10 protein-coding genes are annotated in these 14,059 nt (G+C 39.3%); 4 read left to right on the forward strand and 6 right to left on the reverse strand.

What is annotated here, in order from left to right; all coding sequences use genetic code 11:
* Positions 1-765: 765 nt before the first annotated feature.
* Complete coding sequence (locus tag I6F50_RS11320; RefSeq protein WP_197176244.1) at positions 766-1,623, reverse strand: tetratricopeptide repeat protein; 858 nt, start codon at positions 1,621-1,623, stop codon at positions 766-768.
* A 111-nt stretch (positions 1,624-1,734) separates the two neighbouring features.
* On the opposite strand from I6F50_RS11320, the gene I6F50_RS11325 reads away from it, so the two are divergent.
* Entirely contained in the window at positions 1,735-3,045 is a 1,311-nt protein-coding gene (locus I6F50_RS11325) for a M20 family metallopeptidase (protein ID WP_165739816.1), read from the forward strand.
* Between the two features lie 76 nt (positions 3,046-3,121).
* Here I6F50_RS11325 and I6F50_RS11330 read toward each other — a convergent pair whose 3' ends face one another.
* The 4 genes from I6F50_RS11330 to pomA form a co-directional block, all read right to left on the reverse strand.
* Positions 3,122-5,062, reverse strand: coding sequence for a DNA topoisomerase III (locus I6F50_RS11330; protein ID WP_165739814.1), 1,941 nt, complete (start codon positions 5,060-5,062; stop codon positions 3,122-3,124).
* Between the two features lie 70 nt (positions 5,063-5,132).
* On the reverse strand, positions 5,133-5,621 hold the full coding sequence (locus I6F50_RS11335; protein ID WP_024593682.1) for a hypothetical protein: 489 nt from the start codon (positions 5,619-5,621) through the stop codon (positions 5,133-5,135).
* Positions 5,622-5,772: 151 nt separating this feature from the next.
* Positions 5,773-6,693 carry a flagellar motor protein MotB gene (locus I6F50_RS11340; protein WP_007587113.1) on the reverse strand — a complete coding sequence of 307 codons (921 nt, stop codon included), beginning with the start codon at positions 6,691-6,693 and terminating at the stop codon, positions 5,773-5,775.
* A gap of 2 nt (positions 6,694-6,695) precedes the next feature.
* Positions 6,696-7,463 (reverse strand): flagellar motor protein PomA, encoded by a 768-nt coding sequence (gene pomA, locus I6F50_RS11345; RefSeq protein ID WP_007587114.1) that lies wholly within the window; start codon positions 7,461-7,463, stop codon positions 6,696-6,698.
* Between the two features lie 320 nt (positions 7,464-7,783).
* Between pomA and I6F50_RS11350 the strand changes: the two genes are divergently transcribed.
* From I6F50_RS11350 to dxs, 3 genes are all read left to right on the forward strand, one after another.
* Positions 7,784-8,026, forward strand: a complete 243-nt coding sequence (locus tag I6F50_RS11350) for an exodeoxyribonuclease VII small subunit (protein ID WP_002961738.1) — start codon at positions 7,784-7,786, stop codon at positions 8,024-8,026.
* A 2-nt stretch (positions 8,027-8,028) separates the two neighbouring features.
* Complete coding sequence (gene ispA / locus I6F50_RS11355) at positions 8,029-8,916, forward strand: (2E,6E)-farnesyl diphosphate synthase (protein ID WP_007587115.1); 888 nt, start codon at positions 8,029-8,031, stop codon at positions 8,914-8,916.
* A gap of 105 nt (positions 8,917-9,021) precedes the next feature.
* Positions 9,022-10,884, forward strand: coding sequence for a 1-deoxy-D-xylulose-5-phosphate synthase (gene dxs / locus I6F50_RS11360; RefSeq protein ID WP_169045060.1), 1,863 nt, complete (start codon positions 9,022-9,024; stop codon positions 10,882-10,884).
* A gap of 73 nt (positions 10,885-10,957) precedes the next feature.
* On the opposite strand, the gene I6F50_RS11365 is transcribed toward dxs, so the two are convergent.
* Positions 10,958-14,044: a ligand-binding sensor domain-containing diguanylate cyclase gene (locus I6F50_RS11365; protein WP_024589765.1), complete on the reverse strand. Its 3,087-nt coding sequence runs from the start codon at positions 14,042-14,044 to the stop codon at positions 10,958-10,960.
* Between the last annotated feature and the right edge of the window lie 15 nt (positions 14,045-14,059).

The following is a 14,059-nucleotide window of genomic DNA, read 5'->3' on the forward strand; positions in this document are numbered from 1 at the left end:
TTAGAACTCAATCTGTACGAGTGCCCACACAGATGATTGCTTTATATTGTTAAAGAACGTTTTGAGTCGCTTTAGCGTCTCAAGGGATGCGAATAATACACCCTTTATTTTTCGAGTCAACACTTAATTTTAAACTTTCTTTCGACAATTTAAAACCGAAGTTTTACTTAACTCTCTGAGTTGTTCCTGCCTCGCTATGCGTTGGCGTTTCCCGTCTCAGTGGGGTCGCATTATAGGGAGCGGCGGATTTTACGCAAGCGTTATTTGCATAAAATAGTAATTAAAATTAAGCCCCAAGCAAGCACACATGATAAGCACAAGTTACCCACAAAAACCTGTTGATAACTCTTGTTTTTACATAGCTAAACCATTCTATAGCTTTTAATTAAAACCTTAAAAATGCAAAAAGCACCTTATTTAGGTGCTTCTCAAAAGTAATAGTTATTAGAATCTAGGGTCTGTTTATCTTTCAAGGTTAAATTTGCAGCAGCCTGTTTAGTATTCAGGCAAGGCAGAGCCTATGTAGTGTGGTTACTCCCCATAAATAAGCGATAACGTAGCATTAATGCCAAACAGGCGCTGCCCAAAGGGTTCTTCCTAGGGGCTATTTACTCTTTGTTACTCGGTTTTTACTTATTCTTACATGGATGTAAGGCAGTAGGGTAACGCAGGAGCAATTACCGAGCCCGCTAGGTTACAAATCTCGCGCCGCGATTAAACACCCCCTAGTTTGAACAAATTTTAATCCGCAAAGAGCAACAGACCCTAGTATAAAATACTATATAACTTGCGACGATACTTTGCTGCGAGCGCATCACCATCGGGTAAAGAGGCAATAATGGCTAAAAAGCTTGGTTTCGCTTCATTGAAATTCAGATCTTTTTGCAGCACTGTAAATAGTATATCCAATGCTTCTTCTTTTCTGCCTGCTTCATTGAGTAAAATACTGAGCTCTTCTTTTAATTCTAGGTCATTTGGGTACTTTTCTACTTGTTGTTGCTTTTCTTTAATCTCTGGTGAGTCTTTTGCTTCAAGCGCAGCTTCGCATTTTTCTTTTATATTATTAAAGTAAGCATCTTGCTCTTGTACGTCTATTGTATTTATAAGCGCTTGGGCTTCATCTACCTTGTGAATTTGAATACATATGTCTGCAAGCACTAATTTGATGCGTGCATTACCGCTGTCTATTTCATAAGCTTGCTTTGCATAATTAAATGCAGCATTTAAATCTGACTTTAATAACGCTTGTTTTGCTTGCTCTAACAGTAAGTCTTGTTGCGCAGGTAAATGCTTTGCTAGGGCTTCGCGTATTTGTGCCTCACTTTGAACACCTGCAAGTAAATCTACTGGTGCAGAGTCTTTTAATAATACAAGCGTAGGCAGAGTTTGAAGACCAACTTGTTGCGCAAGTTGAGAAGCGAGTGCTTGCTCTGCATCGCAATCTAGGTTTGCTACTACTATATAGCTTGCATATTCAGCCGCTACTTTATCTAAAATTGCAGCCTGTCCGATGCAGTCAGGACTTTGAGGAGAGAAAAAGTTAAGCAACACCAATTTTTGCTGTGATGTTTCACCGAGTACTTGTTGAAGGTTTTGTGCATTAATACTAACTATGTTGCTCATTGAATTGATTGCCATATTCATCTATTTAGGTTTTTATATGGTGGTGAACATAATAATTACAAGTCATATACCTAAATCATCCGGTATACATATTCAACAATGAGGGAAAACATGAAATTAACTTATCTAAGTGCAATACTTTTATTAGCAAGCCCATTAGTACAAGCAAATGGACTCGATTTGAATTTAAGCAAAGCCATGCCAGCTATAGAAAAGTTTTACCTCGATTTACACCAATCGCCAGAGCTTTCTTATCACGAACAAGAAACGGGTAATAAAATAGCGGATAAATTAACTCAGCTGGGTTTTAAAGTAACAAGTAATGTAGGTGGCTTTGGTGTTGTCGGCATTTACAAAAACGGAAACGGTCCAACCGTGATGATCCGTACTGACACCGATGGCTTACCTATTATAGAGCAGACAGGAAAATCCTATGCCTCAAAAGTTAAAGTAATTGACGAGCATGGTGCTAAAGTAGGTGTAATGCACGGTTGTGGCCACGATATTCACATGAGCTCTTTTATTGGTACTGCTGAGCAATTAATAGTACACAAAGATCAATGGAAAGGCACTTTGATGATGGTTGCACAGCCTGCCGAAGAAGTTGGTGGGGGTGCTAAAGCCATGTTAGGCGAAGGACTATTTAGTAAATATGAAAAACCTGATCATATAATTGCGTTACATGTAAGTGCTAGCGTCCCCGCTGGTAAGATATCAATGAAAAATGAATACACTATGGCAAGTGTAGATTCTGTCGATATTACAATAAAAGGTAAAGGTGGTCATGGTGCTTATCCGCATACAACTATAGACCCTGTGATTATAGCTGCACGCACAGTACTTGCTCTGCAAACAATCACAAGCCGAGAACTTTCACCGCTAGAGCCTTCGGTTATTACGGTTGGGTCTATTCATGGTGGCTCAAAACATAATGTGATTTCGGATGAAGTAAAACTACAACTCACTCTCAGAAGCTATAACCCAAATGTTAGAAGTGCTCAAATAGCAGCAATAAAACGAATCACGGCAGGTATTGCACAAAGTGCTGGCCTAAATGAATCAAACTACCCTGTAGTATATGTACATGAAGATGAATCTATTCCATCTACTTATAATAACCCTGCACAAACAGACATTGTTAGAAACTCTATTGCCAGCGCAATTGGTGATACTAATGTGCTTGAAACACAAGCTGTAATGGCGGGTGAAGACTTTGGCCTATACGGACGCACCGATGAAAATATCCCGATTACCTTATTTTGGCTAGGAGGTGTAAACCAAGCACAATATGCAGATTCGATAAAAACAGCTGAAGTACTCCCTTCCCTACACTCTAGTAAATTTGCACCAGATTATAAAGTTGCTATCCCTACCGGAATAAAAGCAATGAGTAACGCTGCTGTTGCTTTATTTAATAAGTAACCTGAATTCTGGATAATAAATCTATCTCAAGTAGAGTTCAGGTTAAGTAATATCGTTTAATAAAATGGCTCTGTAGCTAACTAGCAACAGAGCTTTTTTTATAACTCGACTTTTTAAAGGTCGCTTTTCCACCTCGTTTAGCAAAGCGTTTTTTAGGTGAGCTTTTTGGTAACCTTGCAAATGCATTGCTATCGCAGTTTGCTGCTAATTGTACAAACCCATTTAGCTCAGCAAGTAAAGGCTGTAAAAATTGCTGATAACTCATTACTTGCTGCGCGATATCACCTAAGCTCGATTCCCACTTTGCGGTTAAATCAGGACTCGCTAAACCTTGTGGTAATACGCTAATAAGGGCAAGTCCCGTTTCGGTCGCTCTAATTGACTTACCTTCACGTTTTAAAAAGCGCCGCTTGAATAGCAACTCGATTATTCCCGCACGTGTTGCCTCAGTCCCTAAACCATCAGTGTCTTTTAATACTTTTTTAATTTGTGGATCTTTAACATAACGGCTAATGCCCGTCATCGCAGCCAATAATGTAGCGTCGGTAAAATAAGCAGGAGGTGATGTATGCTTTTCGACCACTTCGCCTTGCTCACAAAAAAGAGGCATACCTTTAGTTAAAGGAGGTAACGTAGCTTCATCTTTTAATTCAGACTTACCCATTAATACCTTAAAGCCCAGGCTTACATCTTGTTTTGCATTTGCTTTAAATAATCCGCCAGCGATTGTTATCTCTGCTTTAGTTTCGTTATATATATAGTCGGGATAAAACTGAATTAGGTAATGGCGGCTTATTAATTGATATACCTTCGCTTCGTCACCGTTCAAACTCGCTGACTTTAACTGCTTAGCCGTAGGCACAATGGCATGATGCGCAGCCACTTTTGAATCGTTAAAACATTTACTACGCTTTTTTACATCAGCCCCGTTTACTAATTCACTGCTTTGCCCACCATTAGCACTTATAGCTTTAAAAATAGCTGATGCATCTTGATGGTGATCTTTAGGTAAATAACGATTATCCGAGCGTGGGTAAGTAATTAATTTATGACGTTCGTAAAGTATTTGGCAAATATCCAACACTTTTTGAGCTGGCATACCAAATGCTTTAGCCGCATCTATTTGCAGTGCAGATAGGTTATACGGTAATGGAGCACTTTGTTTTTTTTGTTTTTGGTCAAGTGAAGTAAGCTCAGCACTTTGCTTTGTAATGCGTGAAGCAACATTTTGTGCGAGTGCTTTGTTAAGTATTCGCCCTTCTTCATCTTGATGTGGCTCACATGCTTTACTAGGAACCCACTTAGCTATGAATGGCTGGTTATCTGGAGTAAGTAAATGCGCCAGTACATCGTAAAAAGGCTTAGATACAAAGTGTGCTATTTCGTTATCTCTATTAACAACAAGACCTAAAATAGGGGTTTGTACTCGCCCTACCGAAAGCACATTACCAAACCCTGCTTTTTGCCCAGCTAGTGTGTATGCACGTGTTAAATTCATACCAAATAGCCAATCAGCACGAGAGCGCGCTAAAGCAGATACACTTAACGGAATAAAATCTCGATTAGAACGCATAGTACCCAGTGATTTTTTTACCGCCGATAAGTTTAAATCACTAATGAGTAAACGTTGCGTACTCTGCTTTTTAGCCTGACTTATTTTAGCTTCTTCAATTACTTGATCGACTAGTAGCTGGCCTTCACGGTCTGGATCGCCAGCGTGAATAAGTTGCGAGGCTTGTTTAATTAATTTTTTTAAAACAGTGAGCTGTTTGCGAGTTTTGGTTTTGGCTTTTAACTTCCACTGTTCAGGTATTATAGGTAAGTGTTCAAACTGCCACTTTTTAAAGCGCTCATCGTAATCATCGGGTTCTGCTTGTTCTAGCAAATGTCCAATACACCACGACACACAATCGCCATTAGCGACTTCTATATAACCATCATATTTTTTATGTGGTTTTGGTAACGCATCAGCAATAGCGCGTCCAAGTGAAGGTTTTTCTGCAATGTAGAGTTTCATAGCCTGCTCATCACTGTTTATATAAACAGTAGTCTAGCACAGCTATTTTAAAGGAGGGAACTTTTTGTAACTATTGGCTAGCTGGGCTTTTTTTGTCTTTTGTTAAAATATAAATAAGCGGAAGATAACAAACAACAACGGTGCCTATATTAATAAATGGCAATAAGGTTTTATAAATGTATGTACTATAAGAAAGATCCCATAAATGGCGGTCGACTAATCTAAATAGCTGTAAAATTGGTGCCATAATAACAACCAATTGACCTAATACGCATTGCCATAAATAAACCTTATCTTTTAAACCCAGATATGCGATGAGTGCCATCCAAGCAATATCATTAAAGGCCCAAACAAGGTATCGATAAACATAAATCCCATTATCAAACTCTTTCAAGTAAGGATGAATAATGGTTCCATATAAAAAAAAAGCGGCTGTAATTAAAGCGAAACGCAGGGCCAAATAATCTTTTCTAAAATAAAAGATGAAAATAGCAGGGCTTAAAATAAACACCCAACTAGTATCTAATATCAATATAGTCTTTAAAAACCATTCAGGCATTAGAGTTAATCAAGTTTTTTTTCATCATCGTCATTACCACCGCCATTTCCTGGCATATGACTAAACTTATCGACCTTTTTCATAAACTATTCCGTTACATTTGTTAAAGAAAGCATACTTTATGATAAATAAGTGTGTTTGCCAATAAAAGTTATCTTACATCTATAGGAGCTGACTCTTTTGCTTTACCTTGTAATATAGATATTTCTACTCGGCGATTCCTGCGGCGATCTTCATCGGTGTCATTCGGTACAAGTGGTCGTGTTTCAGCTCGACCAACCACCATCATTCGGGTTTTATCAAATCCTTGGACTTTTTGCAGTTCACTTGCAACGGCTACAGCACGCTTTGATGATAGGTCCCAATTATTAATATATAACTCATTCGATACCTGAAAATCATCTGTATGGCCAGATACTGTTATTTCACCGGGTACATCTTTTAACAGCACACCGATATCTTGAATTATAGGTTTAAACTTAGGTTGTAAAAATGCACTACCTGAAGGAAATGAACCATTCTCTCTAATGCGAATAATTATTTGCTGCCCTAAAGACTCAAGCTCAATTGCGCCATCGATTATTTGCTTTTCAAGCTGCTGCGCTATCTTTTTAACAAGCTCGTTAGTTTGCTCCTGATCGGCTGCTGAAGTTGCTTGCTCAGAAGATTCTTCTTGTGAGGTACTACGAGATTCGCCACCGCGTTTATCCCCGCGCTGTTCTTGCCTGCCGCCTGCTGAGCTTTCATCGCCAGCCTGAAACTCTAACATTTGTTGAGTCATTTCGACTGTTTGCTGCTGAATGGTTTCTATTGGGGTTGGCTCTGGTTTACCTGGGGTAAACTCCATGGCAATAACAGAGGTCCCTTTAGGGATGTCTTTTACTTCAATTTTATTCTGCACACCAAAAGCAAACTTCATAGAGCCCGCAATTTGTTTAAACTTAAGTACATCCATTTCTGAAAACGCGAGCAAGAGTACAAAAAAGCACATTAACAGTGACATTAAATCGGCAAACGTTCCCATCCATGCAGGTAGACCTGGTGGTGGGCATTTGCACTCTTGATCAGACATAGTTACTCCTCGGTATCTACTTTGCGTTTAGATTCAGCTAAGTAATTTTTCAAAATACCTTCGATTACTTTTGGATTCTGACCATCTTGTATACCTAAAATAGCATCCAAAATTAAACGCTGATTCATAGCTTCCTCATCTTTACGCAGTTCAAGTTTTACCTGAATAGGAATTGCCACTACATTGGCTAAAAACGCGCCATATAAAGTTGTTAATAGTGCTACTGCCATTGCAGGACCAATTGCCTTCGGGTCATCCATGTTAGACAACATTGCAACCAAACCAATTAGAGTACCAATCATGCCCATTGCAGGCCCTATATCAGCTAACGACTTAAATAAACCCGCGCCCAATTCATGGCGAGTCGTAGTTAGAGAAATATCTTTTTGAAGTGTAGCGCGAACTACATCTGCATCATGGCCATCAACGAGCATATCGACGCCTTTGCGCATAAAGGGGTTTGGAATTTCAGCTTCTTCGAGTGCTAAAAAACCGCCTTTACGAGCTGAATCAGCAAGTTCTACTGCTTTTTCGATAAGTATTTCTGGCGTTTCGATTTTAAACATAAACGCTTTGGCAACAACTTTACCTATCCCCAAAAATTGCGACATAGTGAAGTTTGATAAAACAATAAAGAGTGAACCACCAAATACAATAACCACAGACGGGGTATTGTAAAACATAGCCATTTCACCGCTACTACTCATAAACATAGACATGACAATTAAGCCAATTGCGCCTAGGATCCCGATTATGGTTGCTAAATCCACATTTCCTCCAGAAGTTTCATGCTTAATGGCCTTATCATAAACTTTTATTATTAACTGCTTATCGGCAACATATTGAATTGCTTAAGCCATTTTTATAAATAAACATAAAAAGCAGCCTTTAGCACTATCTTAGGTCAAGTTATAAGGGCTACCTAATTATCAATTGATTTATTAAACCAACAGACCGCTATTAAGGCTTTATTAATGCACTTGAAATATAATTTAACGTTATAAAGGTAAAAAACCAATATCATCCTTTGACCTAGTTTAGCATTCCCCCTAAAATTGACCCTAAATTTATTATGTAAGCTGAAATAAAGATGGCGACTAAAAAACCTGAAAACTTAAGTTTCGAACAAGCACTAGAAGAATTATCTACAATCGTTAGTGACATGGAACAAGGTGACTTATCGCTTGAGCAATCGTTAAAGCAATTTGAGCGTGGAATTGCATTAGCAAGTGCTTCATCAGGGAAATTACAGCAAGCAGAACAAAAAGTATCAATTTTGATGGGGAATGGCGAAAAGTCAGTACTTACAAATTTTGATAATGATATGGAATAGCTGTGAGCATAAAAAATCATATTGAACGTGCTCAAAAAGATGTAGTAGCGACCTTACAACAGCATTTTAACCAGCCTCTAGATACAGAAGAAACGGTAAAGAACGCCACCCAGTATGGATTATTTAATGGCGGTAAAAGATTACGTCCATTTTTAGTTTATGCCACAGGTAAAATGCTCGGCGCAAACCATCAAGACTTAAACGTACTTGCTGCTGCAATTGAGTGTATTCATAGCTATTCGTTAGTCCATGATGACTTACCAGCAATGGATGATGACGACTTACGCCGCGGACGCCCTACTTGTCATATAGAGTTTGGCGAGGCAAATGCAATTTTAGCCGGTGATGCTCTTCAAACTCTTGCTTTTGAGCTTATTGCGAATCACAAATTTGAATGCTCATCGCAAACACAAGTAAAAATGATTGCTACACTTGCCCATGCATCAGGCCTTCAGGGTATGGTTGGCGGACAAGGCCTTGATATAGCAGCAACTGATAAAGTAATTACCGTACAAGAGCTTGAGCGAATACATAAGCTAAAAACCGGGGCTCTAATTAATTGCGCAATTACACTTGGTGCACTGTGCAGTGAAAAGGCTGATCAACAAACCTTAGAAAATTTAAGTGTTTTTGGGTATGCTATAGGGCTAGCATTTCAAGTACACGACGACATTTTAGATGTTGAAGGCGATACAGTTATTTTAGGAAAGCCACAAGGCTCCGATATTGCCGCGAATAAAGCGACATATCCGGCGTTATTAGGTATGCTAGGCGCTAAAGAAAAGGCGCAAAATTTAATACAACAAGCCCATGAAGCGTTAGCAAATATAGATGCTGACACAACACTTCTTGCGTCGCTAGCAAATTACCTAATTGAGCGTGACCACTAATTTTTGCTCATACGTATTGCAATTAGCACTGACATTATTACTCAACATTAATTATTCGTAAAAGCTTTGAATTAATTAATGTTAGCGAAGGATATATATAAAACCATGACACTTGATAGTAGCAAGTATCCATTACTTAATTTGGTTGACGAGCCAGCCCAATTGCGTGACTTAGCGCAAGACAAACTCCCTGCATTTAGCAATGAGCTGCGCGATTATTTACTCAACTCAGTATCGCAAAGTAGCGGTCATCTAGCGTCTGGTTTAGGGACGGTTGAACTAACCGTTGCGCTGCATTATGTTTATAACACTCCAGACGATCGCCTAGTTTGGGATGTGGGTCATCAAGCTTATCCGCATAAAATTCTTACTGGTCGTCGCGAGCAAATGCACACCATTCGCCAAAAAGACGGTTTACACCCTTTTCCTTTTCGCGATGAAAGCCAATACGATACGTTTAGCGTAGGCCATTCAAGCACCTCTATTTCAGCTGCCTTAGGTATGTCTATTGCTGCACAAAAAGAAGGTAAAGGTCGAAAGTCTGTAGCCATTATTGGTGACGGAGCTATAACCGCAGGCATGGCATTTGAAGCGATGAATCATTTAGGTGATGTAAAATCAGACATGCTTATTATTTTAAATGATAACGAAATGTCGATTTCTGAAAATGTTGGCGCATTAACAAATCACTTTGCTCGAATTTTATCAGGTAGCTTTTATACTAACATTCGTGAAGGTAGTAAAAAGTTACTCTCAGGAGTGCCTCCGGTAAAGCAACTTGCCAGTAAAATGGAAGAGCACATTAAAGGCATGATGATCCCGGGTACCTTCTTTGAAGAATTAGGCCTAAATTACATTGGTCCCATTGATGGTCACGATGTAAACATGCTTGTAGATACATTACGTAATATGCGTAATTTAAAAGGCCCACAGCTTTTACATATAAAAACGCAAAAAGGTAAGGGCTATAAACCGGCTGAAGCCGATCCTATTGGCTATCATGGTGTACCAAAATTCGATCCGAGCACAACTAGCCTACCTAAATCTAAACCTAGTGCTGCTACTTTTTCAAAAGTATTCGGCGATTGGTTATGTGATATGGCCGAACAAGACAGCAAGTTAATGGCTATCACGCCTGCAATGCGCGAAGGTTCAGGCATGGTACGTTTTTCTAAAGAGTTTCCAGATCAATACTTTGATGTGGCCATTGCTGAGCAGCATGCGGTTACTTTAGCTGCTGGCTTTGCCTGTGAAGGTTTAAAACCTGTTGTTGCTATTTACTCAAGCTTTTTACAACGTGCGTATGACCAATTAATACATGATGTTGCACTGCAAAACTTACCTGTATTATTTGCCATTGACCGCGCTGGTATTGTGGGAGCCGATGGTGAAACTCACCAAGGTGCGTACGATTTAAGCTTTATGCGCTGCATTCCAAATATGGTAATTATGGCACCAAGCGATACCAACGAGTGCCGTCAAATGCTGTACACCGGCTATAAAGCAAATTGCCCAGTTGCTGTTCGTTACCCTCGCGGTAGTGCAGGTACTGCAGACATTGAAAGCACTATGCAACTGCTTGAAATAGGTAAGGCAGATACAATTAAGAACGGCAGTAAAATTGCCATTTTATCGTTCGGTACATTACTTGAAAATGCACAGCTTGCTGCAGATGAATTAGATGCAACGCTTGTTAATATGCGTTTTATTAAACCACTTGATACCGCACTTTTAAATGAGCTTGCAACTAGCCACGATGTAATTGTTACGCTTGAAGATAATGCGATTGCTGGCGGTGCCGGCTCTGCAGTTAACGAATTCTTAGCAACGCAAAAAGCTGATATTAATATCCTTAACTTAGGTATTCCTGATGAGTTTATTAAACACGGCACCCAAGATGAAATGCACGATGAAATGGGGTTAGGCGAGCAAGGAATATTAACCGCTATTAAAGCGTTTATTAATTAACTTCCTATACATCTAAAGTTGAGCATATTAAAAAAGGAGCCTAGGCTCCTTTTTTAATATCAAATATTGCTGATCAGCGCATCCACACTTTAATATCAGCTAGGCCATTGCTTTGTAAAATACCTAATTGTTGATCAACGTTAGAATTTTGTTCAAACTCAAATGCATCAAGCTGATCATCAAACGTAATATTTGCAACACCATCACCACCGCGCTTTTTAACTTGGTGTAGTGAAATATCAGCTAGGTTAATAGATGTTTCCCAGCTAATTACCTGCCCACCCAAAAGTGGTAATGGATAAAATGACCAACCAATTGATGCCGTGATATTAGTTGTTTTTCCATTTGGTAATTGGAATAAATTAGCCGCTATTACTTTACAAAGATCTGAAGCATAGCTGTCTATTTTATTGCATTTAAAATCACGTAATAATAGTAAAAACTCATCACCACTCCAACGTGCCACATAGTCAGAGCCCTGCGTACGCGAATTTAATAATGCAGCCATTTGCTGTAAGCAGCTATCACCTGCAATTGGGCCATAGGCATCATTGATACGGCTGAAATTATCAAAGTTAATAATTACCAGCACCAGTGACTTGCCTTGTGCCTGCAGCGATTGTGAATTACGTTGAAAGTGTTCAATATCTTTAGGGAGTTGATCAAACAAAAAGCGACGGCTACGCAGCCCTGTTAACTCATCTGAGTGACTAACTAATTTAAGCTGTGAATTCACTTGGCCTAATTTATCATTAGCTTGACGAAGCTCTAAGGTACGCTCGGTGATCAAGCCCTCTAATGCTTCTTGTTTTCTACGCTCTTGCGCTCTAAACACCCAAAAAATAAGGTAGAAAAGCAAAATAAAGCCACTGGTAATTAAAAGCCTAAAGTAAATAGTTTCGTCAAAGCGCTCAGGCACTACAAAACCGTATTCTACTTCTTGCGCTTTAGTCCAGTCTTCACCTTGGCGCTTCGCTTCTAATTGAAACAAAAACGAGCCTGGAGGCAAGTTAGTATAAATAGCTTCACGTCGCGTATTAGCATAGCGCCAGTCACTATCTAAGCCACTTAGTTTATATCTAAATTCAATACTGTTTGGTGCATAATAATCAATAGCTGTGTAAGTTAGCGTTATATCACGCTCGTCTGTTTCTAATGATGGTTTTTTACCAAGCGCAGCGGTGGTTAAATGACGAAGTGGTGTTGTTATTGTTTCTATTGTTGGCTTTAATGCAAGCACACCAAATAGCTCTACATTTTTAGGTATTTCAACAACACCTTGTAAGCTTGGGTACCAAATAGAATTGCCGGTGTCTGCTACCGCATCATGCCCAAGTCCACTACAACATTGATTCGCTTTACCATCGAGTTGACGGTCAAAAGATGAAATCACTTCTTCAACTTTTAAGCTTTTTATCTCTGTTTTAAATTGCTCTACAGGCATTCTGTAAACACCTTTCATGGTGCTTACCCAAACATGTTTTAACTTTTCATCATATTCTAGGCTAAATATAGACCCATACGGTAAACCATTAGCTGCATCGAGTTGACGCCACTGCCCTTGCGTACTTCTGTAAAAAAGCCCATCGTTAAGAGAGCCGATTAAAATACCCACGCCATCTATATGTAGCACGCTAGTTACGTATGCACTTTCAAGTGTTGTTTGGTCACCAATTTTTTCAATGCCACGGTCTGTAAAGTAATATGCGCCTTTACTAGTACCAATCACACCAAAGTTTGTTTTATCCAATACGTAGGTAATAAACTTACTACCTAAAAAAGCGTTATATGCAAAAGGCGTTAAACCAGCATAATTTAATCGATATAAACCGCGTCCGGTACCAATCCAAAAACCGCCTTTACTAGAGCGACTTATTGCAAATACCGGGTTATCGCGAAGCGCTCGACCAGGGACGGTATAAAGTGTCTTGTTTTCAAAAACAAATAAGCCGCGCCCCGTGGCTATATATAATCGCTCACCATCGAATTGTAGATCGTGTACTGACGCGTATCCATATTTACTACTTGGAACTAAATTAATAAAACTTTTATCTAAATCGAAATAACCAATGCCGCTTTTGTTAGCAACCCACAGTTTTCCATCTGGAGCTTGGCTAATAGCCATAACAGACTCGGTCATATCTGAAACTGCTGAATGCCTTTCTACCCGCCCTTCATGGGCAAGCCATAAGCCTTCACTAAAACTTGCTAACCAAACGTTATTTTTATCGTCTCTAAAAATATCAGCAAACCATATGCTTTGATCAAGTTGGCTTGGTTCTACCCATTGCCACTCACCGGTTTTATCTCTAAATAATAAACGTCCATAAGTCGAAACCCATAAGCCACCATCGGTATCACTCATAAACTTATAAACGGCTGAGTTATTTGCATTTGGTAAAGGAAAAGGTCTTAGTTCGTCATCTAAATCTAAAAAGTATGCACCTAGCTCAGAGGCTATATACAAATTACCGTTTAAGAATGATAAATCGTGCACTATGGTTTGCGCTAAGCGCTCTGGTAACGATATTTTAGCGGTAAGCTCTAAACGTAGTTTAGAGAAATCTGATGAGTTTTTAGTAAGGCGTAATAAATGACGATCATTAACTAGCCAAATACCTTCTGGAGAGAGTGCCATTTGGCTAACAGAGCCAACAATTTGGGTAATTACGGTAGCATTAACAATAGGTAGGGGGCCATTTACTTGAGTGCGTAAATCAACTTGCCCTCTATCTACATAGTATAAACCATTAGCCGCAATCCATATGCTGCCTTTGGAGTCCTCAAGAATATCTCTTACTGGACCTTTAATATTAAACTCTTGTGCTGCAAATGTGGCAGGATTAATAACTACCAAGCCACTTTTAGTACCTACCCATAATAAGCCACTAGAATCGACTAAAAGTTTATTAATACCATTACTAGGCAAGAACGGGCTATTTTGCGTGTTGTAGTTTGTAAATGTTGTGCCATCAAAACGGCTTAAGCCAAACTGAGTACCAAGCCACATATAGCCTTGCTGGTCTTGTACTACGCTTTTAAGTGATTGCGAAGGTAGACCATCTTTTATATTCCATTGCTTAACTACGTAATCACTAATTGAAGCCCAACTTGGTGTCGCGCACAACATCAGTACACAAACCAGTAAAAATCGCATCATATTGCTGCCACCTAG

The sequence above is a fragment of the Pseudoalteromonas sp. NZS127_1 genome (assembly GCF_015864295.1).
GTDB classification, from domain to species: Bacteria; Pseudomonadota; Gammaproteobacteria; order Enterobacterales; family Alteromonadaceae; genus Pseudoalteromonas; species Pseudoalteromonas arctica.

What these genes read in the sequence shown, in the direction of transcription:
- I6F50_RS11320 (WP_197176244.1), bottom strand. Translation starts at nt 1,623, where the DNA reads ATGAGCAACATAGTTAGTATTAATGCACAAAACCTTCAACAAGTACTC.
- I6F50_RS11325 (WP_165739816.1), top strand. Translation starts at nt 1,735, where the DNA reads ATGAAATTAACTTATCTAAGTGCAATACTTTTATTAGCAAGCCCATTA.
- I6F50_RS11330 (WP_165739814.1), bottom strand. Translation starts at nt 5,062, where the DNA reads ATGAAACTCTACATTGCAGAAAAACCTTCACTTGGACGCGCTATTGCT.
- I6F50_RS11335 (WP_024593682.1), bottom strand. Translation starts at nt 5,621, where the DNA reads ATGCCTGAATGGTTTTTAAAGACTATATTGATATTAGATACTAGTTGG.
- I6F50_RS11340 (WP_007587113.1), bottom strand. Translation starts at nt 6,693, where the DNA reads ATGTCTGATCAAGAGTGCAAATGCCCACCACCAGGTCTACCTGCATGG.
- I6F50_RS11350 (WP_002961738.1), top strand. Translation starts at nt 7,784, where the DNA reads ATGGCGACTAAAAAACCTGAAAACTTAAGTTTCGAACAAGCACTAGAA.
- dxs (WP_169045060.1), top strand. Translation starts at nt 9,022, where the DNA reads ATGACACTTGATAGTAGCAAGTATCCATTACTTAATTTGGTTGACGAG.
- I6F50_RS11365 (WP_024589765.1), bottom strand. Translation starts at nt 14,044, where the DNA reads ATGATGCGATTTTTACTGGTTTGTGTACTGATGTTGTGCGCGACACCA.